This window comes from Leisingera sp. SA215 (assembly GCF_055902035.1).
In genome coordinates this window covers 98,721-121,076 of the sequence record NZ_JBVVXU010000007.1, presented here as the reverse complement: position 1 = coordinate 121,076, position 22,356 = coordinate 98,721, and the positions used below count along the sequence as shown (strand labels likewise).

The 22,356-nt window shown below is 65.5% G+C and carries 20 protein-coding genes; 7 read left to right on the top strand and 13 right to left on the bottom strand.

Annotated features, from left to right (window positions below):
• The first annotated feature begins 135 nt into the window (after positions 1 to 135).
• Positions 136 to 1,254, top strand: a complete 1,119-nt coding sequence (locus tag AC0KW6_RS09770; protein ID WP_474034806.1) for an acetoin utilization protein AcuC — start codon at positions 136 to 138, stop codon at positions 1,252 to 1,254.
• Between the two features lie 40 nt (positions 1,255 to 1,294).
• On the opposite strand, the gene AC0KW6_RS09765 is transcribed toward AC0KW6_RS09770, so the two are convergent.
• On the bottom strand, positions 1,295 to 2,773 hold the full coding sequence (locus tag AC0KW6_RS09765; RefSeq protein ID WP_474034805.1) for an ABC transporter substrate-binding protein: 1,479 nt from the start codon (positions 2,771 to 2,773) through the stop codon (positions 1,295 to 1,297).
• A 164-nt stretch (positions 2,774 to 2,937) separates the two neighbouring features.
• On the opposite strand from AC0KW6_RS09765, the gene panB reads away from it, so the two are divergent.
• From panB to glpK, 3 genes are all read left to right on the top strand, one after another.
• Entirely contained in the window at positions 2,938 to 3,768 is an 831-nt protein-coding gene (panB, locus tag AC0KW6_RS09760) for a 3-methyl-2-oxobutanoate hydroxymethyltransferase (protein ID WP_474034804.1), read from the top strand.
• Between the two features lie 8 nt (positions 3,769 to 3,776).
• Positions 3,777 to 4,637, top strand: a complete 861-nt coding sequence (gene panC / locus AC0KW6_RS09755) for a pantoate--beta-alanine ligase (RefSeq protein ID WP_474034803.1) — start codon at positions 3,777 to 3,779, stop codon at positions 4,635 to 4,637.
• A gap of 67 nt (positions 4,638 to 4,704) precedes the next feature.
• Positions 4,705 to 6,195: a glycerol kinase GlpK gene (gene glpK / locus AC0KW6_RS09750; RefSeq protein WP_474034802.1), complete on the top strand. Its 1,491-nt coding sequence runs from the start codon at positions 4,705 to 4,707 to the stop codon at positions 6,193 to 6,195.
• Positions 6,196 to 6,445: 250 nt separating this feature from the next.
• Here glpK and AC0KW6_RS09745 read toward each other — a convergent pair whose 3' ends face one another.
• The 11 genes from AC0KW6_RS09745 to AC0KW6_RS09695 form a co-directional block, all read right to left on the bottom strand.
• Positions 6,446 to 7,705 (bottom strand): flavin-dependent oxidoreductase, encoded by a 1,260-nt coding sequence (locus AC0KW6_RS09745; protein ID WP_474034801.1) that lies wholly within the window; start codon positions 7,703 to 7,705, stop codon positions 6,446 to 6,448.
• 78 nt (positions 7,706 to 7,783) lie between these two features.
• Positions 7,784 to 8,326 carry an isopentenyl-diphosphate Delta-isomerase gene (gene idi, locus AC0KW6_RS09740; protein WP_323780339.1) on the bottom strand — a complete coding sequence of 181 codons (543 nt, stop codon included), beginning with the start codon at positions 8,324 to 8,326 and terminating at the stop codon, positions 7,784 to 7,786.
• A 150-nt stretch (positions 8,327 to 8,476) separates the two neighbouring features.
• Entirely contained in the window at positions 8,477 to 8,938 is a 462-nt protein-coding gene (locus tag AC0KW6_RS09735; protein ID WP_323780341.1) for a c-type cytochrome, read from the bottom strand.
• A 109-nt stretch (positions 8,939 to 9,047) separates the two neighbouring features.
• On the bottom strand, positions 9,048 to 10,070 hold the full coding sequence (locus AC0KW6_RS09730; protein ID WP_474034800.1) for a P1 family peptidase: 1,023 nt from the start codon (positions 10,068 to 10,070) through the stop codon (positions 9,048 to 9,050).
• Positions 10,067 to 10,813 (bottom strand): SDR family oxidoreductase, encoded by a 747-nt coding sequence (locus tag AC0KW6_RS09725; RefSeq protein WP_323780348.1) that lies wholly within the window; start codon positions 10,811 to 10,813, stop codon positions 10,067 to 10,069. The genes AC0KW6_RS09730 and AC0KW6_RS09725 overlap by 4 nt, the downstream gene beginning before the upstream one ends.
• Before the next feature lie 67 nt (positions 10,814 to 10,880).
• Positions 10,881 to 11,300 (bottom strand): alternative ribosome rescue aminoacyl-tRNA hydrolase ArfB, encoded by a 420-nt coding sequence (gene arfB, locus AC0KW6_RS09720; RefSeq protein WP_323780350.1) that lies wholly within the window; start codon positions 11,298 to 11,300, stop codon positions 10,881 to 10,883.
• A gap of 260 nt (positions 11,301 to 11,560) precedes the next feature.
• Positions 11,561 to 12,196: a queuosine precursor transporter gene (locus tag AC0KW6_RS09715; protein WP_474034799.1), complete on the bottom strand. Its 636-nt coding sequence runs from the start codon at positions 12,194 to 12,196 to the stop codon at positions 11,561 to 11,563.
• 187 nt (positions 12,197 to 12,383) lie between these two features.
• Positions 12,384 to 13,298, bottom strand: coding sequence for an esterase-like activity of phytase family protein (locus tag AC0KW6_RS09710; RefSeq protein ID WP_474034798.1), 915 nt, complete (start codon positions 13,296 to 13,298; stop codon positions 12,384 to 12,386).
• Positions 13,271 to 14,140 carry a penicillin-insensitive murein endopeptidase gene (gene mepA / locus AC0KW6_RS09705; RefSeq protein ID WP_416361569.1) on the bottom strand — a complete coding sequence of 290 codons (870 nt, stop codon included), beginning with the start codon at positions 14,138 to 14,140 and terminating at the stop codon, positions 13,271 to 13,273. The genes AC0KW6_RS09710 and mepA overlap by 28 nt, the downstream gene beginning before the upstream one ends.
• Positions 14,137 to 15,501, bottom strand: a complete 1,365-nt coding sequence (locus AC0KW6_RS09700; protein ID WP_323782910.1) for an MFS transporter — start codon at positions 15,499 to 15,501, stop codon at positions 14,137 to 14,139. Before AC0KW6_RS09700 ends, mepA begins: the two co-directional genes overlap by 4 nt.
• A 50-nt stretch (positions 15,502 to 15,551) precedes the next feature.
• Positions 15,552 to 16,100, bottom strand: a complete 549-nt coding sequence (locus AC0KW6_RS09695) for an acyl-CoA thioesterase (RefSeq protein WP_323782913.1) — start codon at positions 16,098 to 16,100, stop codon at positions 15,552 to 15,554.
• A 133-nt stretch (positions 16,101 to 16,233) separates the two neighbouring features.
• On the opposite strand from AC0KW6_RS09695, the gene AC0KW6_RS09690 reads away from it, so the two are divergent.
• From AC0KW6_RS09690 to yaaA, 3 genes are all read left to right on the top strand, one after another.
• Positions 16,234 to 16,521 carry a YggT family protein gene (locus tag AC0KW6_RS09690; RefSeq protein WP_024091912.1) on the top strand — a complete coding sequence of 96 codons (288 nt, stop codon included), beginning with the start codon at positions 16,234 to 16,236 and terminating at the stop codon, positions 16,519 to 16,521.
• A gap of 185 nt (positions 16,522 to 16,706) precedes the next feature.
• A complete protein-coding gene (gene recQ / locus AC0KW6_RS09685) occupies positions 16,707 to 18,764 on the top strand; it encodes a DNA helicase RecQ (protein ID WP_474034797.1) in 2,058 nt (685 codons plus the stop codon).
• Between the two features lie 56 nt (positions 18,765 to 18,820).
• Positions 18,821 to 19,585, top strand: coding sequence for a peroxide stress protein YaaA (yaaA, locus tag AC0KW6_RS09680; protein WP_323782921.1), 765 nt, complete (start codon positions 18,821 to 18,823; stop codon positions 19,583 to 19,585).
• A 434-nt stretch (positions 19,586 to 20,019) separates the two neighbouring features.
• Here yaaA and AC0KW6_RS09675 read toward each other — a convergent pair whose 3' ends face one another.
• A complete protein-coding gene (locus tag AC0KW6_RS09675; protein ID WP_474034796.1) occupies positions 20,020 to 22,293 on the bottom strand; it encodes a response regulator in 2,274 nt (757 codons plus the stop codon).
• Positions 22,294 to 22,356: the final 63 nt, after the last annotated feature.

Here is a 22,356-nt window from a genome sequence, read left to right as displayed (position 1 = left end):
CCCGTTCTCAGCGGGTTAAATGTGCAGCATTTGAAAATTTGCGCGGGTATCGCACAGATCACGGGGGCCGCGCCTGCGGCTTGTTTCCGGACGGGGTCTTCCGCATTGCGGGCCGGGCAGGCTATCACATGCTTCATGCTGGCGCGTCCCTTGTTCATCGGATCGGAAATCTACCGTGGCTCCTCTTATGGCGGCACCCACCCCCTGCGGGTGCCGCGGGTGTCGACCGTAATGGACCTGTCCCGGGCGCTGGGCTGGCTGCCGGACGGGGCCTATGTGAATTCCCCGCGGGCGAAACCGGCGGTGCTGACGGCCTGGCACACGCCGGAATATGTGGCGGCGCTGCAGGCGGCCGAGGCCGCGCAGGCCGTAACCGGTGCGGTGCGCGCGCGGCATCATCTGGGGACACTCTCGAACCCGGTGTTTCCGGAGATTTTCCGCCGCCCGGCCACCGCGGCGGGCGGGTCGGTCCTGGCCGGGGAGCTGCTGGCGGATGGCGGCATTGTCTATAACCCGGCGGGCGGCACCCACCACGGGATGCCGGACCGGGCCAACGGCTTCTGTTATCTGAACGATCCGGTGCTGGCGATGCTGTCGCTGCGCCACCACGGCGCGCAGCGGATCGCCTATGTGGACATTGACGCCCATCATGCGGACGGGGTGGAGCATGGCTTTGCCGGCGATGCGGAGGTGCTGATGATCTCGGTGCATGAGGAAAACCTGTGGCCCAAGACCGGCAGGCTGACCGAGGATGCAGGCGGGTCGGCGCTGAACCTGCCGGTGCCGCGCGGCTTCAACGATGACGAAATGGCCCATATCCGCGACGGGCTGATCCTGCCCGCGGTCGCGGCCTTTGCGCCGGATGCCATTGTACTGCAATGCGGAGCGGATGCGGTGACGGAAGACCCGCTGCCGCATCTGGATCTTTCGAACAACGCCCACTGGTCGGTGGTGCGGGCGCTGATGGGGATGGCGCCGCGGTATCTGGTGCTGGGCGGCGGCGGCTATAACCCGTGGTCGGTGGGGCGGCTGTGGACCGGGGTCTGGGCCGTGCTGAACGGCTTCGAGGTGCCGCAGCGGCTGCCGCAGGCAGGCGAGGACGTGCTGCGCGGACTGGAGTTCAACGGCAACCGCCTGGGCCGCAATCCGCCGGAGCATTGGTTCACAACGCTCAGGGATCAGCCGCGCGGCGGGGCGGTGCGGCAGGAGATTCGGGAGCGGGTGAAATACTTGCGGGCAAGGCGGCGATTATAGCCCGGCCTATCGGCCGGGCGGTCTTCTTGCATTGCAGGCTCTACTCCGCCCAGCTGATCGCGGTCAGGTCGATGGCGGCTGTGGGGGCGTTCTCCCACAGCCCCTGCAGCCCGGCCTTGGCGATGCCCAGCTTGGCCAGCTGGAACAGGTAGCCGTTGACATAATCCGCCGAAATCATCTCCTGCGCCTCTTGCAGCAGCGCGGTGCGGGCGTCGGGATCAGTGGTGGCGTTCAGCTTGGCCATCAGCTCCTGAAAGGCTTTGCTGTCATACTGGAAGTAGTAATCGGGCCGGGCGTAGATGCCGATGTCCATCGGCTCGGTATGGCTGACGATGGTCAGGCCGAAGTTCTTGCCGCGGAACACCGTCTCCAGCCATTGCGCCCATTCCACGTTGACGATCTCGGCCCGGATTCCTACTGCGGCCAGCTGCGCCGCCACAATCTCACCGCCGCGGCGGGCATAGGAGGGCGGCGGCAGGTGCAGGGTGGTCTCGAAACCCTCGGCCAGGCCAGCTTCGGCCAGCAGCGCCTTGGCTGTCTCCGGGGCAAAGGCAGAATTGCCGGTCAGGTCTGTGTAGGCCGGGTTGTGCGGTGCAAAATGGCTGCCGATGGGGGTGCCATAGCCGAACATCGCGCCGTCTATGATCGCCTGCCGGTCAATGGCATGGGCCACCGCCTGGCGCACGCGCAGATCGTCGAACGGCGGCTGCTTGTTGTTGATGGACAGGATCGTCTCACCCTCGGTTGAGCCCACCAGCACCTGGAACCGTGGATCGGCCTCGAACTGCGGCAGGTTCTCCGGCGCTGGGAAATTGTCAAAGGCGTCGATATCCTCGGCCATCATCGCGGCAAACGCAGCGGTCGGGTCGGAGATGAACTTGAAGGTGGCCGACGCCAGTGCGGGCTGTTCGCCCCAGTACTCCGGATTGCGGGCCAGGCTGATCCGGTCGCCCTGCACCCATTCCTGGAAGGTATAGGCGCCAGTGCCGACCGGGGCGGTCTTGATATCTTCGATGCTTTCGGGCGCGACAATCACCGCATCGCCCCAGGCAAGATTGAACAGGAAACCGCCGTTCGGGGCGTCCAGCGTGACTTTGACGGTATGCGGATCCACCGCCTCCACCGATGAAATCCCCTCGAACAGTGTCTTTTGTGCGTTGGTGCTGTCGTCGGCGCGGGCGCGGTCGAGCGAGAATTTCACGTCCTCCGCATCCATCGCGCTGCCGTCATGAAAGGTCACGCCCGCACGCAAGTGAAAGGTATAGACAGTGCCGTCTTCGGAAATTTCCCAGCTTTCGGCCAGGCCTGGCACCACAGATCCATCGCCCATGAACCGGGTCAGCCCTTCGAAAATGTTGCTGTAAACCACCGAGTCGATGGCCTGAGCCGCGGCGCTGGTCGGGTCCAGATGCGGCGGCTCCAGCTGCAGCGCAATGGTGACGCTGTCCTTGGCCCAGGCGCTGCCTGCCGCCAGTGCAAGCGCCGAACCGGCGGCGAAAACGTAGGATCTGAAAGCCATCGGAAAACTCCCTGTGTGCAAAATACGGGCCGGTTATGGCGCCTATTGGAAACGAGTTTCCCCTTTTCCCAAGCGTAATCAAGGCCGGGCGGCATTTCGCGCACTGGAAGCACGCGGCGTTAATTGATAATCCGTGTCCACTCTTGAACCGCGGACAGGACACCATGAGCGCAACAGCCAAGAAACAGGCGCCCAACGCCGAAGACATCCGGGCCCGCAAGGGCGGCACGCCGCTGGTGAGCCTCACAGCCTATACCACGCCGATGGCGCGGCTGATGGACAAGCACTGCGATTTCGTGCTGGTCGGCGACAGCGTCGGCATGGTGCTGCACGGTCTGACCTCGACCCTGGGCGTGACGATGGAGATGATGATTATGCACGGCCAGGCGGTGGCACGCGGGCTGGAACAGGCGATGCTGGTCATCGACATGCCGTTCGGGTCCTACGAGGAAGGCCCGCAGCAGGCGTTCCGCAATGCCGCCCGGCTGATGGCCGAGACCGGCTGCGCCGCGGTCAAGCTGGAGGGCGGTGTCGAGATGGCCGAGACCATCCGCTTTCTGGTCAAGCGCGGCATTCCGGTGATGGCGCATATTGGTCTCACGCCGCAGTCGATCAACACCCTTGGCGGCTACAAGGTGCAGGGCCGCGATACGCAAGCGGAGGCGGTTCTGGCGGATGCCCGTGCCGTGGCGGCGGCCGGGGCGTTTTCGGTGGTGCTGGAAAAGGTGCCGCAGAAACTGGCCGACAAGATCACCGCCGAGGTTGCCATTCCCACTATCGGCATCGGCGCCAGTGCCGGATGCGACGGGCAGATCCTGGTGGTCGACGACATGCTGGGCTTTTTCACCGCCTTCAAGCCGAAATTCGTGAAACGCTACGCCGATCTTGGCCCGCTGGCCGAGGCCGGCATTGCGGAATACGCCGCCGAGGTGCGCGCCCGCAGCTTCCCGGCGGCGGAACATGTCTTTGCCGATCAGGCGCCCTCCAAAGGATGACTTCCGATATGACTGCTCCTATCCTGCGCCGCCTGCCGGACCTGCGCGCCAAGACGGCAGAGTGGCGCCGCGCCGGTGAAACCATTGCCGTGGTGCCCACCATGGGGGCGCTGCACGCGGGCCACCTGTCGCTGGTGGCGGCGGCCAAGGACGCCTGTGACCGCGTGATCGTCACAATCTTCGTGAACCCCAAGCAGTTCAACACACCGGAAGACCTGGAAAACTATCCCCGGACCGAAGCTGACGACGCGCAAAAGCTCGCGCATCTGGGGGTGGATCTGATCTATGTCCCGGACCCGGATCAGATCTATCCGGACGGCTATGCCACCAATGTCTCGGTCGGCGGCAGCATCACGGATGTGATGGAGGGGCCCTTTCGCCCCGGCCATTTCGACGGGGTGGCAACGGTGGTGGCCAAGCTGTTCCTGCAGACCAGCGCGGACAAGGCGTTTTTCGGCCAGAAGGATTACCAGCAGCTGATGGTGGTGACCCGGATGGCCCGCGACCTGGATATCCCGATCGAAGTCGTCGGTTGCGAAACCGTGCGCGAGGCGTCGGGGCTGGCGATGTCCTCGCGCAATCTGCGCCTGTCCGCGGATCAGCTGGCGCGGGCGGCCGCTCTGAATGCGGCAATGCGGGAGGCCGCTGCCAAGGCATCGGCGGGAGAACCCTGGGCGCCGCTCGAGGCCGCCGCGCGCAAAACACTGGCCGAGAGCGGGTTCGGCGAAGTGGAGTATTTCGACCTGCGTTGCGCCGGGACGCTGGAAGCCCTGGAGACACCCGCCCGGCCTGCTCGTCTGCTGGCCGCCGCCTGGATGGGAAACATCCGGCTGATCGACAATATCGAAGTTCTCCAACTAAAATCTTAGTAGGGACTGGCAGCGGTAACACATTTGCGTTTATGCTCCCCGGTCAGAGGAGACTGGAGGGCAGCAGATGACCTATATTCTGGCAATTGATCAGGGCACCACGTCGACCCGGGCAATCCTGTTTGATGCGGGCATGCAGGTCGCGGGCACCGCGCAGCAGGAGTTCACCCAGCATTACCCGCAGGCGGGCTGGGTGGAGCACGACCCCGAGGAGATCTGGGACACCACCGTCGCGGTCTGCCGCAAGGTGATGGCGGAGCTGGATGTCTCTGCCCCGGATATCGCCGGCATCGGCATTACCAACCAGCGCGAAACCACCGTGGTCTGGGACAAGGCCAGCGGCAAAGCCATCCACAATGCCATCGTCTGGCAGGACCGCCGCACCGCCGCCATTTGCGAGCAGCTGCGCCAGGACGGCCATGAGGACATCGTCACCGAACGCACCGGGCTGCTGCTCGATCCCTATTTCTCCGGCACCAAGGTGAAGTGGATCCTCGACCTGGTGCCCGGCGCGCGGGACAAAGCGGCGGCAGGGGAGCTGCTGTTCGGCACGGTGGACAGCTTCCTGATCTGGCGCCTCACCGGCGGCGCGTCGCATGTGACCGATGCCACCAATGCTGCGCGCACGCTGATGTATGACATCCGCAAGGGCTGCTGGAGCCGCACCATCAGCGACCTTTTGGAGGTTCCGCAGCAGATGCTGCCGGAGGTGAAGGACAGCGCTGCCGATTTCGGCACCACCGATCCGGAGATCCTGGGCGGCGCTGTTCCGATTCTGGGCGTGGCCGGCGACCAGCAGGCGGCCACCATCGGCCAGGCCTGCTTCCGCCCGGGGATGATGAAATCCACCTATGGCACCGGCTGTTTTGCCCTGTTGAACACCGGCGATGCGCCGGTGGTGTCGAAGAACCGGATGCTGACCACCATCGCCTATCAGCTGGACGGCAAGCCGACCTATGCGCTGGAAGGTTCGATCTTCATCGCCGGGGCCGCGGTGCAATGGCTGCGCGACGGGCTGGGGATCATCGAACAGGCATCCGACTCGGGCGAGCTGGCGCTGCGGGCGGATCCGGGCCAGGACGTGATCCTGGTGCCCGCCTTCACCGGCCTTGGCGCGCCTTACTGGCAGCCGGAGTGCCGCGGCGCGGTGTTCGGCCTCACCCGCAATTCCGGCCCGGCGGAATTTGCCCGCGCAGCCCTGCAAAGCGTCGCCTATCAGACCCGCGACCTCTATGAGGCGATGCGGGCCGACTGGGAGGACGACAGCCATCACACCGTGACCCTGCGCGTCGATGGCGGCATGAGCGCCAGCGACTGGACCATGCAAAGCCTCGCCGACCTGCTGGGGGCCGCTGTCGACCGCCCGGTGATGCAGGAAACCACCGCGCTGGGCGCGGCCTGGCTGGCGGGGATGCGGGCCGGGATCTATCCGGACCAGACGGGTTTTGCCGATACCTGGAAGCTCGACCGCCAGTTCGTGCCGCTGATGCAGCCTGCCGCCCGCCAGGCGGCCTATGCCCGCTGGCAGCGTGCCGTGCAGGCGGTGATCGGGGTCTGACTGCTTGCGAATAGGGCAGGGCGGGGGGCTCCCGCCTGTTCCTGCCCATTCACAGAATGGGCCACACAGTTGGGCGTGGCGCCGCGCTTTGCGCGGCGTTTTCTGTTTGCTGAGAAGCGATTGAAGGTCAGGACTGCCCTTCAATGCGCCTTTCTGACTCTGTGTCCGCCCCTCCGCGCCTCAAAGGGGAACCGTGCCCGCGGCACGGCGGCTGGGCCGCCCTTGACCCGCGGCTGGCCGCGGGCGCGCCTTAGTAGCTGACGCGGGCGCCTGCCGGGATGGTGGGGGGGCGGGCGTTCAGCCCCTCGATGGAAAAACCAGCAATCGACTTGTACTTGGCTGCATGGGCAGCCAGCTCCGCCTGCGGGATCACCTCGCCGATATCCGTGAAGTTGCCGCCGCAGAGATCCTCGACCCGCTGCAGCACCCCGTCCGGCCCGCTGCCTGCGCGATTGGCACGGCCCACGGCTGTGGTCAGCGGGCGCAGTTCTGCCTCATAGGCCTGCAGCGCCTTTGCTGTCACGCCGTGTTCCAGCAGCCGCGCACCGATCACCCGCGCATCGACGATGGCCTGGCTGGCGCCGTTCGATCCGACCGGATAGGTCGGATGCGCCGCGTCGCCCATCAGGGTCGTATTGCCGATCGTCCAGCTGTCCAGCGGATCACGGTCCACCATCGGGTATTCATAGACAACGTCCGCCCCCCGGATCAGCGCCGGCACATCGATCCAGCCGAACCGCCACTCCGCAAAGTCGGGCAGGAAGTCATTGATATCCGCAGGCCGGTTCCAGTCCTCCCGGCGCCAAGGCGCGGAAGGGTCAAAGCTCTTTTCCGCAATCCAGTTCATTGCAACGCGGCCCGCCGCGTCCGGTGCCGAGATCGGATAGGCCACCAGCCGCAAGTGGTCGTGCCCGATCATCGCCATCGCCGCGCCGCCCTTGAAGGCAGGCGCGCAGGCGGTGGCGCGCCACAGGATGCGGCCGTTCCAGACCGGGGCGCCCTCCTCCGGCACCATCTGCGCGCGCAGGGCGGAGTGGATGCCATCCGCGGCTATCACCAGGGAGCCGTCAACCCGCCGCCCGTCCGCCAGCAGCAAAGCAGCGCCGCCCGCAGTGTTCTCAAACCCCGCCGCCCGTGCTCCGGTTTCGATGCACTCCGGCCCGGCGCGCTCCATCAGCGCGCGGTACAGCAGCATTTGCAATTCGCCCCGGTGCACCGAGAACTGCGGCCAGGCATAGCCTGCGCTGGTGCCGCGGGGCTCCTCCCAGATGGTGTTGCCAAGCTTGCTGTAAAACCCCAGCTGCCGGGTCCGCACGCCGATGGCGTCCAGCTCCGCCTCCAGCCCCAGATCCAGCAGCTCCCGCACCGCGTTGGGCTGCAGGTTGATACCGACGCCCATCGGTTTCAGTTCCCGGGCGGCCTCAAAGATGCGGAACGGCACCCCGATCTGATGCAGTGTGAGCCCCAGTGACAGCCCGGCTATGCCGCCGCCGGCGATGAGAATGGACATATTAAGTATACTCCCTAATTGTGCGGGCACATAACCACGGCGCGCGGCCGCAGGCAAGCTGGCAATAAGGGAAAGCGGTCAGCGCCGCCCGGCGATCATCAGGTCAGGCCCGAAAATCACATCCGCATAATTGTGCAGATAGATTTTCAGCCACGGCGTGAAACGCTCCGGGTGGCGGCTCACTTCGGCCAAAAGGTCATGGTATTCGACCCAGCGGGTCTCCATCACCTCATCCGGGTCGGGGGTGATAGTCAGGGGGCGGTGGGCATGGGCCAGAAAGACATCGACGGCCTCATGTTCGATCAGGCCATTGCCGACATCGGCGCGGTATTCCAGGTGATGGCGGAACTCGGGATAGAGACCCGTCAGCCCCAATTCCTCACGCATCCGCCGCACGGCGCAGGCCGAAGGCTGTTCATCCCACATCGGGTGGGTGCAGCAGGTGTTCGCCCAGAGGCCGGGCGTGTGGTATTTGCCCATCGCCCGGCGCTGCATCAGGATATCCACGCCTTTGACCACAAAGACGGACACCGCCTTGTGCTTCAGTCCGCGCTCATGCGCGGCGAGCTTGTCCACCGGTGTCAAATCGCCGTTCACCCAGGCGGGGATCATGTGGCTCATACTGTGTCCATGACGGTTCTTTTGCGGGGCGGCCTGCCGCAACTGCGATGGCCTGGCTCCTACCGCTAACGTCTGCGGGTGACGAAAGCAATTACGCGAAAAGCCGCGGCGAAAATGCCGCGGCTCTGTGGCCGGTCTGTCAAAAAGACCTTATTCGGAAGCGGCTTCTGCGGCGTCCCCGGTTGCGGCGTCCTCCGCCGGCGCCGGGCCGTGGCCGGCCAGGAAGGCAAAGATATCCTCGCCGCCCTTCTTCAGGCGGAAGGACATTTTCGACTTGGCTTTGGCGTTGCCGGTTTCGGCCTGCAGGAATTTCTTGGGATCGGTGGTGAAGCTGACGAACTTCTCTTCGTCCCAGACCAGCCCGGCTTCGCCTGCCGCAACCAGGTCGTCGCTGTAATTGAAGCCTTCAACGCTGCCCGCGGTGCGGCCTGCCAGGCCCCACAGGTTGGGGCCGGTCTTGCCGCCCTTCACGATCACATCGCCGCTGTCCGAAACGACCGTGTGGCAGGATTTGCATTTGTTGAACCCCTTCTCACCCTTGGCCGGGTCGCCTTCGGCAAAGGCTGGGGCGGCGAGGAGGCCGAAAACGGCGGCTGTCACGAGAAGTTTCATATTGCTTGCTCCGGTTTTGAGTTGGCAGGTTTGACTCATGATCCAATAGCCTGCGGTGTCAACAGGCAGTTTGACGCGCATCAATGCCATGGCAGGACGTTGCGGAGGTTCAGGGCGCCGCCCAGCAGGGCAGCAGATCGCCGGGTTCCGGACGGGCGTGAGAGATGGCGCGGGCGATGGCGCGGCTGAGGCACAGCGCGGCGGCATGGCAGAGCGGCCCAAGCTCTGCGTCCGGGTGTGCCAGGGCGCGGGCGCCAGTGCTGGCGGCAAAGACCAGATCGCCGTCGCCGGGCGCGTGGGCCGGCACGATGGCGCGGCCGATGCCATCATGGGCGGCGGTGGCCAGCCGCTGGCACTGCGCCTTGCTGAGTGCGGCATCGGTGGCAACGATGGCGATGGTGGTATTGGCGCGTTCTTCCGGCAGGCGGGCATTGCCCAGCGTCTGCATGGCGGCCAGCTTGCGGCTCTCCAGGCTTCGGCCCAGCCCGGCTGCGGGGTCCGGGCCCAATCCGCCGAATTCATCCCCGATTTCAAACGGCGCCGCCCAGAAATGCCGCTCACCCGGCGTGGTGACGGCGCCCAGCGGGTTGGCGGCCACCAGCGCCCCCACGGTCACGCCGCTGTCCAGAACCAGCGAGGCCGACCCCAGCCCGCCCTTCAGCATCGCGGTCAGCGCGCCTGTGCCCGCACCAAAAGTGCCAAGATCAAACGCCCCTGCCGCGGCTTTGAACGCCGCCCGGCCCAAGGCGCGGTAAGGGTTTTCCTCCCATGCCTTGTCGCCGCCGTTCAGCAGATCGAACAGGATCGCGCCCGGCACCAGCGGCACCCGCGCCGGGCCCACCGGAAAGCCGCGGCCCTGGCTGTGCAGCGCATCCATCACGCCGGAGCAGGCATCCAGCCCAAAGGCCGAGCCGCCGGACAGCACCAGCGCGTCGATCTTTGCCACCGATTTGTCCGGCGCCAGCAAGTCCGTCTCCCGCGTCCCCGGTGCGCCGCCCATCACATGAACGGATGCCGCGAAGGGCCTGTCCGAGGTCAGCACCGTAGTGCCGGATTTCAGCGCCGTATCCTGCGCATTGCCGACCAGGATACCGGGCACGTCAGTGATCAGGTTCCGGGGGCCGGGGGTCATATGCAGCGCCCTCCGTCCACTTCCATTGCCACACCGGTCACCATGCCGGCCTCGTCCGAACACAGGTAGCAGGCCGCGTTGCCCATGTCTTCGGGGGTCGAAAAGCGGCCGATGGGGATGGTCGACAGGAACTTGGCGCGCATTTCGGGGGTGTCTTCGCCCATGAAGGTTTTCAACAGCGGCGTTTCCCCGGCCACCGGGTTGATCGCATTGGCCCGCACGCCGTGCGGCGCCAGTTCCACCGCCATGGTTTTGGTGGCGGTGATCATCCAGCCCTTGGAGGCATTGTACCAGTTGAGGTTGGGCCGCGGCGACACGCCGGCGGTGGAGGCGACGTTCAGGATCGCGCCGGTCTGCCGCGCCTTCATATGCGGCACCAGGGCGCGGGCGGTCAGGTAGACGGATTTCATGTTGACGGCCATCACCCGGTCGAAATCATCCTCGGCGATTTCCTCCAGCGGCGCGGGCAGATGGGTGACCCCGGCATTGTTGACCAGAATGTCGAGGTGGCCAAAGGCGGCAAGCGCGGCCTCTGCCATCGCATTGACCGAGGCGCCGTCGGAGACATCCACCTTATGGGCGGTGGCGTTGCCGCCCAGTTCGGCGGCCAGTTCCGCAGCCGCGGCGCCATTGATGTCGGCGATCATCACCCGCGCGCCTTCCGCCACGAACTTGCGCGCAATCCCGGCACCAAAGCCCGAGGCGCCGCCGGTCACGATGGCGGTCTTTCCTGCCAGCCGCATGATTTTATCCTCCCTGCTGTTTTGCCAGCAGCATGGGCGGAGCGGGCGGCGGGTGCAATCCGCTGGATCAATCCGGGTCGATTTTACCGCGCGTCGCTTTCAGCCCGCCGCGCTGTTTCTTGGCCTCAAGCCGCCGCTTGACCGAGCCGCGGGTCGGTTTGGTGGCAATCCGCCGCTTTGGCGCCACCAGCGCCTTGCGCACCAGCTCGGCCAGCCGTTCGCGCACAATCTCGCGGTTGCGCTGCTGCGACCGGGTCTCGTCGCATTGCAGGATGATGGCGCCTTCCTTGGTCCAGCGGCGCCCGGCCAGCCGTTTCAGCCGGGTCTTGACCGCGGCCGTCAGCGCAGGCGAGCGTTCGGCCTCGAACCGCAGTTCCACTGCGGTGGCCACTTTGTTCACATTCTGGCCGCCGGGGCCCGAGGCGCGGACAAAGCTTTCGGTGACTTCCCAGTCCTGCAGGGTGATTTGCGCGTTAACGTGGATCATGGCTCTTTATGAAACGCGCTTTGCAAAAACGAAAGGGCTGTCCCTTACACGCGGGGACAGCCCTTCGAGATGATAGGAGGTGCGCCGGTTAGGTCAGCACCAATTCAGGGGTCTATACGCACCAAGGGCTGCCTCGGCCGCACACCTTCTGAACTGTTCCGGCACTGCTCTCCATAGCTTCTCTAGACAATGGGCACCTCCTTTCTGAATGTTTCGTGTGACTTCAGCCTGCCACAGATTCGGCAGATGTCAAAACAAAATCATGTGGTCTTTTCAGTCAGTTTACGCACGATGATGCGGAACGGCACAAGCGCCAGCAGCGCAAGCGACAATTTCACCATCCAGTCGGCCGCCGCCAGCGAGACCCACAGCGGCGCCAACGGGCCGCGGCCCAGCAGCGGCAGCACCTCGCCCGCCCAGGCCACATCGTTGCCGGGCTCCAGCCAGCTGAGCGCGCCGGAGAAGGCGATGGTGAAGAACAGCGCGGTATCGACGGAGGAGCCGATCAGGGTCGAGGCCAGCGGCGCGCGCCACCATTTGCCCTCGCGCAGGGCCGAAAACACGGCCACGTCCAGAAGCTGCGCGGTGAGGAAGGCAACACCGGAGGCAAGCGCAATGCGCAGGGTCACGGCCGGATAGGTAAAACCGTCGCCCTGCAGCATGATCCGGGTGCCGATCAGCGAACAGGCAACCCCGGCCAGGAAACCGGCCACAACCACCTTGCGCGCCGCTGCGGTGCCGTAGACCCGGTTCATCACATCCGTGACCAGAAAGGCGATGGGATAGGTGAAGGCGCCCCAGGTCAGCCATTGGCCGAACAGGAATTGCACCAGGATATTGGAGGCCACCACGACGGCAGCCATGGCAACGATGCCGGGAATATGCGAGCGGGTCATGGGCCGGATCCATTTTTCAAGGCCGCGGGCATCATCCCTGCCACGGCAGAAGTCTGGCGCTTTAAACCGGAGCTGCTGCTGCTGCAAGCAGCCTGCGGGGCAGGGGCTCCCGCCCGCTTGGGCGCATTTCAGGAAATGCGCCGCCCGGTTGGGCCCGGCGCCGCTGCCGCGGCGCGGCGGCAGCAGGTCAGCGGGGCAGCGCGTATTCCACTATCTCGGTGCGTTGAAAGGGCAGGAAATTGTCGTCCGAGACCATCGTGGCGCGCAGCCGCCCGCCGCCATCAGCCCAGACCGACAGCCCTTCCAGATTGTCATGGGTGCCGGGGCGGGTCTGCAGCAGGATCGCCTCGTTCACCGGCCCTGCGGCGGTGATATCCCAGCGCCGCAGCCGGCTGCGGAAGCCGAACAGGGTAAAGTCGCGCTCCAGCAGGTAGAACCGCCCGTCGGGGCCGAAATCGGCGTCCACCGGCAGAAAACCACCCTCGGGCGGCAGGCTGAACGGGTGCGACCAGCGGCGGCCGTTCCAGCGCCAGACCGGGATCTGCCCGTGTTTGTCCAGGGCGCGTTCGGGCAAGGTATACAGCCGCCCGCGGGAATCGATAGCCAGGGTTTCCAGCGATTTATTGGGCGGCAGGCTGCGGAAGGCCTTGGGGCGCGGCAGCACCGTGGCGCGGCTCCCTGGGCTTTGATAGCGCGCCACCCGTGCGGCGCCTTCAAAGGAGATATAGCGGCTGCCGTCCGCGGCCACCGCCAGCCCTTCGCTGTCGCCGGCAAAGCCCTTGAGCGTTTTGCCGGTGGAAGACCGCAGTTCGTGCGCGCGCCGGGCGGTGATGGCTGAAATCAGACCCTGGCTGCGCTGGATCCGGGTTGTCACCAAAGTGGCCCGGTCGCTGAGCACGGTCATTGCGGAGCCGCCGCGGCTGAGCTTCAACGCCGAGAACCCGCCGAACCAGCGCTGGTTCAGCTTCCAGGTATAGCTGCTGAGGTACTGCGCCTTGCCCGCCGCGGCGGCGGCGGGGCGGTTGGCCGCATAGGCCGCCGCTGCCAGACAGGCGGCGGCCGCAAGGGCCAGGGTCAGTTTGATCGCAGAACGGCGGCGCATTGCTTGGGCAGGTCCGAAAGGGTGTAGTCCCTTCTCGGTTTAGGCTTTGGCGCGTTTGGGTCAACTGGTTTCGGCGGCGGCGGGTTCAGAATGTCATTGACCCAGCGCTGCGCATCGGCGCAGCCGTCGCCCCTGGGCGGGGCGGCCTGATCCGCGCAGCCGCGCGCGCCGCGCGGACAGGCCAGCCGCACATGAAAGTGGTAGTGATGGCCCCACCAGGGCCGGATCTTGCGCAGCCAGCGGCGGTCGCCCTTCTCGTCATTGCACATTTGCACCTTGGCGCCGGGAAAGACAAAGATCCGCGCCACCCGCTTGTCCTTGGCCGCAGCCTTGAGGATTTCGTGATGGGCGCGGGTCCAGCTGGAATTCACATAGGCGCCCTTGGCCCGGCGCATCGAGATCGAGGAGATGTTTTCGCGCGCGCTGCGGCTGAGGTTCAGCCGGTCCGGCGGCCGCATCCAGATGTCGATATCGAGGCCGATCTGATGGCTGCGGTGGCCCGACAGCATCGGCCCGCCGCGCGGCTGGCTGATGTCGCCGATATACAGCCCCTTCCAGCCGCGCTGTCTGGCCGCCACGCGGCTCAGGTCCTTGACGAAATCAATCGCTGCCGGATGGCCCCAGTTGCGGTTGCGGCTCAGCCGCATGGCCTGCCAGGTTGGGCCGGTCTCAGGTAATTGCGCAGCCCCGGCAACGCACCCCTTGGCATAAGAGCCAAGCGGCGCGGGGCGCTGCTGCGAGGCGCTGGGCTTGGCTCCGAACAGGGCCTTGGCGGGGGTTTGCGCGCTTGCCGGGCTGGATAAGCCCGCAACCGCCAAACAGATGGCAAGAAACAGTTTCACTCCTGATCTCCTTCTCCTTGAACCCAGAACAACAATACCAATCCGATCAGAAACAGCCCGATCACGGGGGTGATCCCCAGCCGGGCGCTGCCGGTCACGGTGGTGGCCAGGCCGATCAGCGCCGGCGCGAGGAATGCGGTGGCGCGTCCGGACAATCCGTACAGGCCGAAGCTTTCGGTCGCATCCGCAGGGCTGGTGTGGCGCACCATCAGGCTGCGGCTGGCGGCCTGCAGGATGCCGCCGAAGCCGCCGATCAGAACGCCGCAGCCGAAAAACACCCTGTCGGGCAGGGTGGAGCCCTCTGCCAGGGCAAAGCCGAAAATCTGGCTTCGCGACATGCTGACGATGATCAGGCAGACAAAGGCCAGCACCAGGACCGAGGTGATAATCACCGGTTTCGGGCCCAGCCGCCGGTCGGCCTTGCCGCCCAGCCAGCTGAACGCGGTGGCGGCAAAGGCGGCGACAATGCCGAAAATGCCGATCTGGGTGATCTCCCAGCCCAGCACCAGCTTGGCGTAGACACCGCCGAACCCGTACAGCCCGTTCAGCGCATCGCGGTAAAACATTGCCGAGCCAAGATAGGCCGCCAGGCTCAGCCGGTGGCGCAGGCTGGCAACCAGTTTGACCACCATCTGCCAGGCTTTGCCCAGGCTGGCCTTGCGCCCGGTGGCGGCCTGGTCCTTGACCCACAGGAAATAGGGAACCATGAAGACGGCAAACCAGACCGCGGTGAACGGGCCTACGGCACGGGTGCCCTCTTTTGCCGCCGCGTCCAGCCCCAGGGCCGGGTTTAGGCCGATCAGCGTCTTGCCTGAGCTTTGCTCGACAAACAGCAGCAGCATGATGAACAGCGCAATCACACCGCCAAGATAGCCAAAGGCAAAGCCGGAACCGGACACATCCCCGACATCCTCGCGGCTGGCGAGGGTGGGCAGCTGAGCATTGACAAAGATCAGCGCGAACTCGGCCCCGATGAAGCCAAAACCAAAGCTGACCAGCATCCACCACAGGTTGCTGCCCGCGGGATCCATGTGCCACAACCCCCAGGCGCCGATCAGATACATCAGGGAAAACATCATGATCCAGGGCAGGCGCCGCCCGGTGATATCGGCCAGCGCGCCCAGAAACGGCGCGCCAAAGGCGATGATCAGCCCGGTCACCGTCAGGCACAGCGACCAGACGGTCTGCGCCTGCGCCTTGGCAGCCTCGCCCGGCAGCCCCTGGGTCAGGAAATAATCCGCCGCGGCAGCGGCAAAAAACGGGCTGAACACAAACGTCACCAGCAGCGTCTGATACGGCTGGCTGGCCCAGTCAAAGAACCACCATCCCCAGATCCGCTTGCGCGTGGATACCTGCTGCATGCCCGGCCTCTTGTTATAGTTGCCTTCAGGTATGGCAGGCGGGCAGGGGCCTAGGCAAGCCCGTCCTGCATCGGCGGCCAGGGGCGGCCGCCATCCGCTTGGCACCAATCCTTGATCCAACCGGGCAATTCGGGAGAAACTTCAGCGTCTTGCCCCAAGGCAGCCAGAACCTTGGCGGGCGGGACAATCCCGGTCCGGCCGGTGACTGCGGTGCGCAGCATCACATGGCTGGCGCAGTCGCCGTTTTTCTTCCACATCGACTGCTCGACATAGATGAATTTGTCATCCCAGCCCACTGCGCGGCTGCGCATCTCAAACCGCTCAAATCCCCGGATCCGGCGGCGGTAGCGCACCGATGATCCTGCCACTGTCAGCCCCCAGCGGTTCTTTTTCAGGGCCCCGATCAGCCCGGCCCGCTGCGCCAGCATGGTGCGGCCCAGATCATAAAGCGTCATGGTGCGGCCGTTGTTCAGCTCCATCCACATGTCCAGGTCCCAGGGCCAGCAGATGTGGTGCGAGACATGCAGGCCGGTGATCGGCAGCCGCGGCATCCGGCTGGCCAGAACGGTATCCTTGATCAGGCGGAATATAGGGTACATGCGCAGGGCCTCCTGTTTCGCTTGCACCCGTGATGCCACCCGTTTACAGCGCGTCAACTGCAACCTCGCGGAAGCCTTGCGCATTTCGCCGTGTCTGCTTACCTGTGTGGCTGTTCGAAAGAGGGAATTACAGATGGTTTCGCTGTTCCAAATCCTGATGCTGATCCTGGACATTGTCTGGTTCTTCATCATTGCCCATGTGATCATGAGCTGGCTGATCAACTTCCAGGTCCTGAACCTGCACCAGCAGCTGGTGGCGCAGATCTGGTACGGGCTGAACCGCATTCTGGAACCGCTCTATGCGCCGGTGCGCCGCATCATTCCCAATATGGGCGGCATCGACCTGGCGCCGCTGGCGGTGCTGATCGCGGTCTATGCGCTGCGCATCATCCTGGTGAACAACGTTTCGGCCTTCTACTAAGCCCGATGAGGGCAGCGCCCGCCCATGGGGCGGACGGGCGCTGCCCGGCGCTGTGGCGCCGGGCGGAACCTGATTGATGGCTCTGACACCGCTCTCCCCCTTGCCGCCCTATGCCTCCTGTGGGATTGTGTCCGCCAAGACGAGCAGACACCAGTACCACCAGCACCACGAGGCCACCCGCCCCCATGACAGCCCCGGCAGCCCTGACAGGCGCGTCCCCGATTCTGCGCGAGATCTTCGGCTTTGACGCCTTCCGCCCCGGACAGGAGGAGATCGTCGACGCCGTGACCGCGGGCGAAAACGTGCTGGCGATCATGCCCACGGGCGGCGGCAAATCCCTGTGCTTTCAGCTGCCTGCCCTGCTGCGCGACGGGGTGACCGTGGTGATTTCGCCGCTGATTGCGCTGATGCGCGATCAGGTCCGCGCCCTGCAGGAGGCCGGTGTCACCGCCGGTGCGCTCACCTCCGGCAACACCGAGGAGGAGACCGAGGCGGTCTGGCAGGCGATCGAGGCCGGGCAGCTGAAGCTTCTCTACATGGCGCCGGAACGCCTTGCCTCCGGTGCGGCGATGGGCATGCTGCGCCGCATCGGCGTCAGCCTGATTGCGGTGGACGAGGCGCACTGCGTCTCCCAATGGGGCCATGATTTCCGCCCCGATTACCTGCGTATCGGCGAGCTGCGCCGCGCGCTGGACGTGCCGCTGGCCGCCTTCACGGCGACAGCAGACCAGGAAACCCAGGAAGAAATCGTCCAGAAACTGTTCGACGGCGAGGCGCCGCGCAGCTTCCTGCGCGGTTTTGACCGGCCCAACATCCACCTCGCCTTTGGCGCCAAGGACAGCCCGCGCCGCCAGATCCTGGAGTTTGCCGCCGCCCGCAAGGGCCAGTCCGGCATCGTCTACTGCGGCACCCGCGCCAAGACCGAAGCGCTGTCTGCCGCCCTGCGCGAGGCCGGCCATTCCGCCTGTTTCTACCACGGCGGCATGGACGCCGAGGACCGCCGCATCGTCGAGACCCGCTTTGCCCGCGAGGATGGCTTGATCGTGGTTGCCACCGTGGCCTTTGGCATGGGCATCGACAAGCCCGACATTCGCTGGGTCGCCCATGCCGACCTGCCGAAATCCATCGAGGCCTATTACCAGGAAATCGGCCGCGCGGGGCGCGACGGCGCGCCGGCCGAAACCCTCACCCTGTTCGGCCCCGATGACATCCGCCTGCGCCGCACCCAGGTGGATGAGGGCCTCGCCCCGCCGGAACGCCGCGCCGCCGACCATGCCCGGCTGAACGCCCTGCTGGGATTGGCCGAGGCGCTGCGCTGCCGCCGCCAGAAGCTCTTGGCCTATTTCGGCGAGGCCGCGGAGCCTTGCGGAAATTGCGACCTCTGCGACAGGCCGGCCGATGTGTTCGACGGAACAACTGTGGTGCGCAAGGCGCTGTCGGCTGTGCTCAGGACCGAGGAATGGTTCGGCTCCGGCCATCTGATCGATATTCTGCTGGGCGCAGACAACGAGCGGATCCGTGCCAGGCGCCATGACCAGCTGTCGGTCTATGGCTGCGGCAAGGAATTCGGCAAGCGCCAGTGGCAGGCGGTGTTCCGGCAGATGATGGGCCATGACCTGCTGCGCCCCGACCCGGAGCGCCACGGCGCGCTGCGCTTTACGGAAGCCGCGCTGCCGATCCTGCGCGGCGAGCAAAGCATCGAACTGCGCCGCGACACCATCAAATCCGCCGAACGCCGCCCGGCGGTGAAGGCGCTGGTCTCGGAAGAGGACGCACCGCTGCTGTCGGCGCTGAAGGCCAAGCGGCGTGCATTGGCCGAGGCGCAGAAAGTGCCGGCCTATGTGATCTTCCCTGACCGCACCCTGATCGAGATGGCCGAGACCCGCCCGGAAACCCTGGACCGGATGGCCCGCGTCAGCGGTGTCGGCGCCAAGAAGCTGGAGCGCTACGGCGATGATTTTCTGGGCGTGATCACCGGGGCGGCGGACCAACTCCACCCGGCGCGCCGCAAACTGGCGGGACGCGAGGCGGGGCCGGCTTATGACCGGCTGCTGGAGGTTCAGGCGCAGCTGGCGCGCGGGGACTGCGGCACGCTGAAACCGCTGACCTGTTCGGCCTCGCTCTTGGCCAAGGTGGCGCAGATGCGCAGCGATGACGAGGCCGGGATCACAAGACTGTTAGGGGAGCGCCGCGCCGAACGTTTCGCGGCGGCGTTTCTGGACGTCCTGCGCGGCGCGGGCTAGGGTCGCGCCAAGGAACCAGGGCCTGGCAGCCGGGCCAAGAATTCAAAGGGGCAGATATGCTGGTAGTGACCTCTCCGGCCAAGAAGCTGGACTGGGCGGAACGGGAGCAGGCGATGACCTGGCCCGCGCTGCATGACGACGCGGTAGAGCTGGCAGAGGTGGCGCGTGGCCAATCCGTGGCCGATCTGATGAAGCTGATGCACATCAGCGAGGATCTGGCCAAGCTGAACCATGCGCGGTTTCAGGACTTTGCCGCCGATCCGAAAACGGAAGCCACCCGCCCGGCGGCGCTGGCCTTTGCCGGCGACACCTATCAGGGGCTGGAGGCCGGCTCGCTGGATGCTGACGAAATGGCTTGGGCGCAGGAGCATTTCCGCATCTTGTCAGGTCTTTACGGCGTGCTGCGTCCGCTGGATGCGATGCAGCCGTACCGGCTGGAAATGGGATCGCGGCTGAAAAATGCCCGCGGCAGGAACCTTTATGAATTCTGGGGCGGCAAGATTTCCGACGCTCTGAATGCGCAGGCGGAAGCGGTAAATGCCAGCGTTCTGATCAACTGTGCCAGCCAGGAATATTTCGGCGCCGTGGACCTGGCGGCGCTGAAGCTGCGGGTGGTCACACCGGTGTTCATGGAAGACAAGAACGGCACGCCCAAGGTGGTGAGCTTCTACGCCAAACGCGCCCGCGGGGCGATGGCGCGGTTCGTTATCCAGAACCGGCTGACGGATGCGGCGAGCCTCACCGACTTCGACGCCGGCGGCTACGTCTATCAGCCGGCACTGTCGGAGGCCGGCAAGCCAGTCTTTTTGCGCAGCGCCTGAGACAGGCGGAAGGCTCCCGCCCGCTCCGGCGCATTCAAAGCATGCACCTTTACGGTTGGGCGTGGCAACGAGCAGAGCGCGCTGCCACGCCCAAGGCCGCACAAGGGCGGTTCCGGCGCAGCCGGTGCGCCTGCGGGCGCGGGAGCGCTGCGCCGATAGAAACGGATCCGGTGATGGACAGGGCGTCCGCTGCAGCCGGATGGGACAAGATCCGGAAACGCCGGATCCCGGCGGCGCCTGGAAACCGGGCCCCGGCCAGGCACTGGTGCAATGGCCCAGGTGCAAAGGTCCAGGTGCAAAGGCTCAAATGCGCAGGCCAAGGCGCGCCTCGGGAACAGCTCCGTCTTTAAGAGTGACCGGCTTGAAGAGTGACCGGCTTGGCGTGATGGCGGCAGGAGAGACCTGCCGGCTCAGACGCTCAGCCCCTCAGATGCTCAGGCGGCAGCGGGGGCAGGCGGGCCGTCCGGATCCAGGGGCTGTGTCCCCTTCGGCGCATAGGCGCGGATCTTTTCGTGGATCAGCGCCTTGCGCAGCGGCTTGGTCAGGTAATGGTCCAGCCCGGCCGCGAGAATTCCGTCTGAATCGCCTGCCATCGCATGGGCGGTCAGGGCCACAACCGGAACATGGCCGCCGGTGCCCGCCTCGATGCTGCGGATTCTGGCTGTGGCTTCCTTGCCGTCCATTACCGGCATCGAAATGTCCATGAAAACCATATCCGGGCGGAACGTCTGGAAGGCTTCGACCGCCTCCAGCCCGTTGCCGGCAAACTTCAGGTCCAGGTTCAGCTCTTTCACCATTTTGCTGAACACCAGCTGATTGGTCTTGTTGTCCTCTGCCGCCAGCACCCGCATCCGGCGGAGTTCGGGCCGCGGGCCGGCGGGCGGTTCGCTCTGCGGTGCCGCAGCATCTGCCTGCGGTGCTGCCGCCCTGTCTGCCGCCGGCGCGTCCTGCAGCGGTGCCGCGCAGCCGGCGCCGGCTGCAACCGCCCCCAGCCTGGCCAGCTGGTTGAAAAGTTCGTCGCGCGGGGCAGGGGTTTGCAGCACCCCGTCCGCCAACTGGCGGATTTCCGGGTCATTGGCGCCCTGCGGACCGGAATTCAGCATCAGCACCGGCACCCCGTGCCAGGATTCGGATTTCAGGGTCCTCGTCAGCTGCACGCCATCCAGTCCGGGCGGATTATGGCCGCAGATGACCAGATCAATGCCGCCGTGCATCGCGGCCAGCGCGCCAGCCGCGGTTTCCGCAGTGGTGACCTGAAGGCCCAGCATCAGCAGGTGTTTCTGCAGGATCTCGCAGTTGAGCGGCGAATCATCCGCCAGCAGCACATGGCGCAGCGAGCCGGGCAGCTTCGGCACATCCCGTCCTGCTGGGCCGTCAATGGGCAGCGGCAGGCGGAAGCCGAAGCAGGAGCCCTTGCCTTCCTCGCTGTCGACCCAGATTTCGCCGCCCATCAGCTCGATCAGCCGCTTGGAAATCGCCAGCCCCAGCCCGGTGCCTTCGAACTGGCGGTTGCGTTCATCCTCGACCTGGTTGAACTCGCCGAAGATGTGGCCGGCCTTCTCCTCCGGGATGCCGATGCCAGTGTCCTCGATGTTGACATGGACCGCGCATTCCCTGTCGTCGGGCGATGTGATGCCGGTCACCCGCAGGGTCACATTCCCCTCCCTGGTGAATTTCACCGCGTTGCCTGCCAGATTTGTCAGCACCTGCCGGATGCGGCCCGGGTCGCCGGTAAAACGGGTGGGCAGGAACAGGTCGTAATCCACCAGCAGTGCCAGCCCCTTGTCCCGCGCGGCGGGCTGCAGCAGCATTACCACCTCATGCAGGCAGCGCTCCAGATCAAAGGGCTCGGGGTGCAGCTCCAGCTTGTCGGCCTCGATCTTGGAATAGTCGAGCACGTCATTGATGATGACCAGCAGCGCCTCGCCCGAGGTCTTGATGGTGCTGGTGTAAAGCCGCTGTTCTTCATCCAGATCGGTGTCGGACAGCAGTTCCGCCATGCCCACCACCCCGTTCATCGGGGTGCGGATTTCGTGGCTCATATTGGCAAGGAAGGCGGATTTGGCGCGGTTGGCCGCTTCAGCGCGGGCGCGGGAGGCGCAGAGCTCCTTCTCATAGTGCACGGTCGAGGTGATATCGAGCGCCAGCGACACCATGTCGCCGCCATGGCCGCGCTGATCGATCAGCCGCAAATACCGTTCATCCCACAGCTGGATCACCACCGGATCGGGCGCGGGGGAGAGCCAGCGCTCACTCATCATTTCACGCCAGGCACCGGTGCTCAGCTCGCCGGTATTGATCAGCCCCTCGTCGGTCAGAAGCTCCAGGATCCGCAGATAGGAGATGCCGGGCGCGACCTCTTCCAGCCCGTCAAAGATATTGAAGTAGGCGGTGTTCGCCCCGATCAGGCTGCCGGCGGCATCAAAAAAGGCAAACCCGTCCTGAAAGGCCTGGATCGAATGCCACAGCCGCCGCTCCGCAGTCTCCACCTTTTCATGCGCGGTGGAGAGATCTGATTTCACCTTGGCGTTCTCGTCGCGCACGGTGGCCACTTCGGCCTGGGTCTGCCCGATCTGTTTGGTCAGCGCCAGCGCATGCCGGCCCAGCTTGCGGTTGGCAGCAGACAGCTCAGCCTTCTTCAGCTCAAGCAGCCGCTCGGCGGCCAGCCGGGCCCGTCTTTCTTCCGCTAATTTGCTGGCAAGGGTCATCCCTGCGAACTCCGGAAATACATTAGCACAAACAGCGCGCAGCAATTCCGCACGCAGGATACA

Bases quoted from the DNA above. Each gene is read 5' to 3' on its own strand.
- AC0KW6_RS09730 (WP_474034800.1), bottom strand. From the start codon at position 10,070: ATGACCCCCGGCCCCCGGAACCTGATCACTGACGTGCCCGGTATCCTG.
- AC0KW6_RS09695 (WP_323782913.1), bottom strand. From the start codon at position 16,100: ATGTACCCTATATTCCGCCTGATCAAGGATACCGTTCTGGCCAGCCGG.
- AC0KW6_RS09710 (WP_474034798.1), bottom strand. From the start codon at position 13,298: ATGCGCCGCCGTTCTGCGATCAAACTGACCCTGGCCCTTGCGGCCGCC.
- AC0KW6_RS09700 (WP_323782910.1), bottom strand. From the start codon at position 15,501: ATGCAGCAGGTATCCACGCGCAAGCGGATCTGGGGATGGTGGTTCTTT.
- AC0KW6_RS09745 (WP_474034801.1), bottom strand. From the start codon at position 7,705: ATGTCCATTCTCATCGCCGGCGGCGGCATAGCCGGGCTGTCACTGGGG.
- AC0KW6_RS09675 (WP_474034796.1), bottom strand. From the start codon at position 22,293: ATGACCCTTGCCAGCAAATTAGCGGAAGAAAGACGGGCCCGGCTGGCC.
- panC (WP_474034803.1), top strand. From the start codon at position 3,777: ATGACTGCTCCTATCCTGCGCCGCCTGCCGGACCTGCGCGCCAAGACG.
- AC0KW6_RS09690 (WP_024091912.1), top strand. From the start codon at position 16,234: ATGGTTTCGCTGTTCCAAATCCTGATGCTGATCCTGGACATTGTCTGG.
- AC0KW6_RS09715 (WP_474034799.1), bottom strand. From the start codon at position 12,196: ATGACCCGCTCGCATATTCCCGGCATCGTTGCCATGGCTGCCGTCGTG.
- AC0KW6_RS09725 (WP_323780348.1), bottom strand. From the start codon at position 10,813: ATGCGGCTGGCAGGAAAGACCGCCATCGTGACCGGCGGCGCCTCGGGC.
- AC0KW6_RS09765 (WP_474034805.1), bottom strand. From the start codon at position 2,773: ATGGCTTTCAGATCCTACGTTTTCGCCGCCGGTTCGGCGCTTGCACTG.
- AC0KW6_RS09770 (WP_474034806.1), top strand. From the start codon at position 136: ATGCTGGCGCGTCCCTTGTTCATCGGATCGGAAATCTACCGTGGCTCC.
- AC0KW6_RS09735 (WP_323780341.1), bottom strand. From the start codon at position 8,938: ATGAAACTTCTCGTGACAGCCGCCGTTTTCGGCCTCCTCGCCGCCCCA.
- panB (WP_474034804.1), top strand. From the start codon at position 2,938: ATGAGCGCAACAGCCAAGAAACAGGCGCCCAACGCCGAAGACATCCGG.
- arfB (WP_323780350.1), bottom strand. From the start codon at position 11,300: ATGATCCACGTTAACGCGCAAATCACCCTGCAGGACTGGGAAGTCACC.
- idi (WP_323780339.1), bottom strand. From the start codon at position 8,326: ATGAGCCACATGATCCCCGCCTGGGTGAACGGCGATTTGACACCGGTG.
- glpK (WP_474034802.1), top strand. From the start codon at position 4,705: ATGACCTATATTCTGGCAATTGATCAGGGCACCACGTCGACCCGGGCA.
- yaaA (WP_323782921.1), top strand. From the start codon at position 18,821: ATGCTGGTAGTGACCTCTCCGGCCAAGAAGCTGGACTGGGCGGAACGG.
- recQ (WP_474034797.1), top strand. From the start codon at position 16,707: ATGACAGCCCCGGCAGCCCTGACAGGCGCGTCCCCGATTCTGCGCGAG.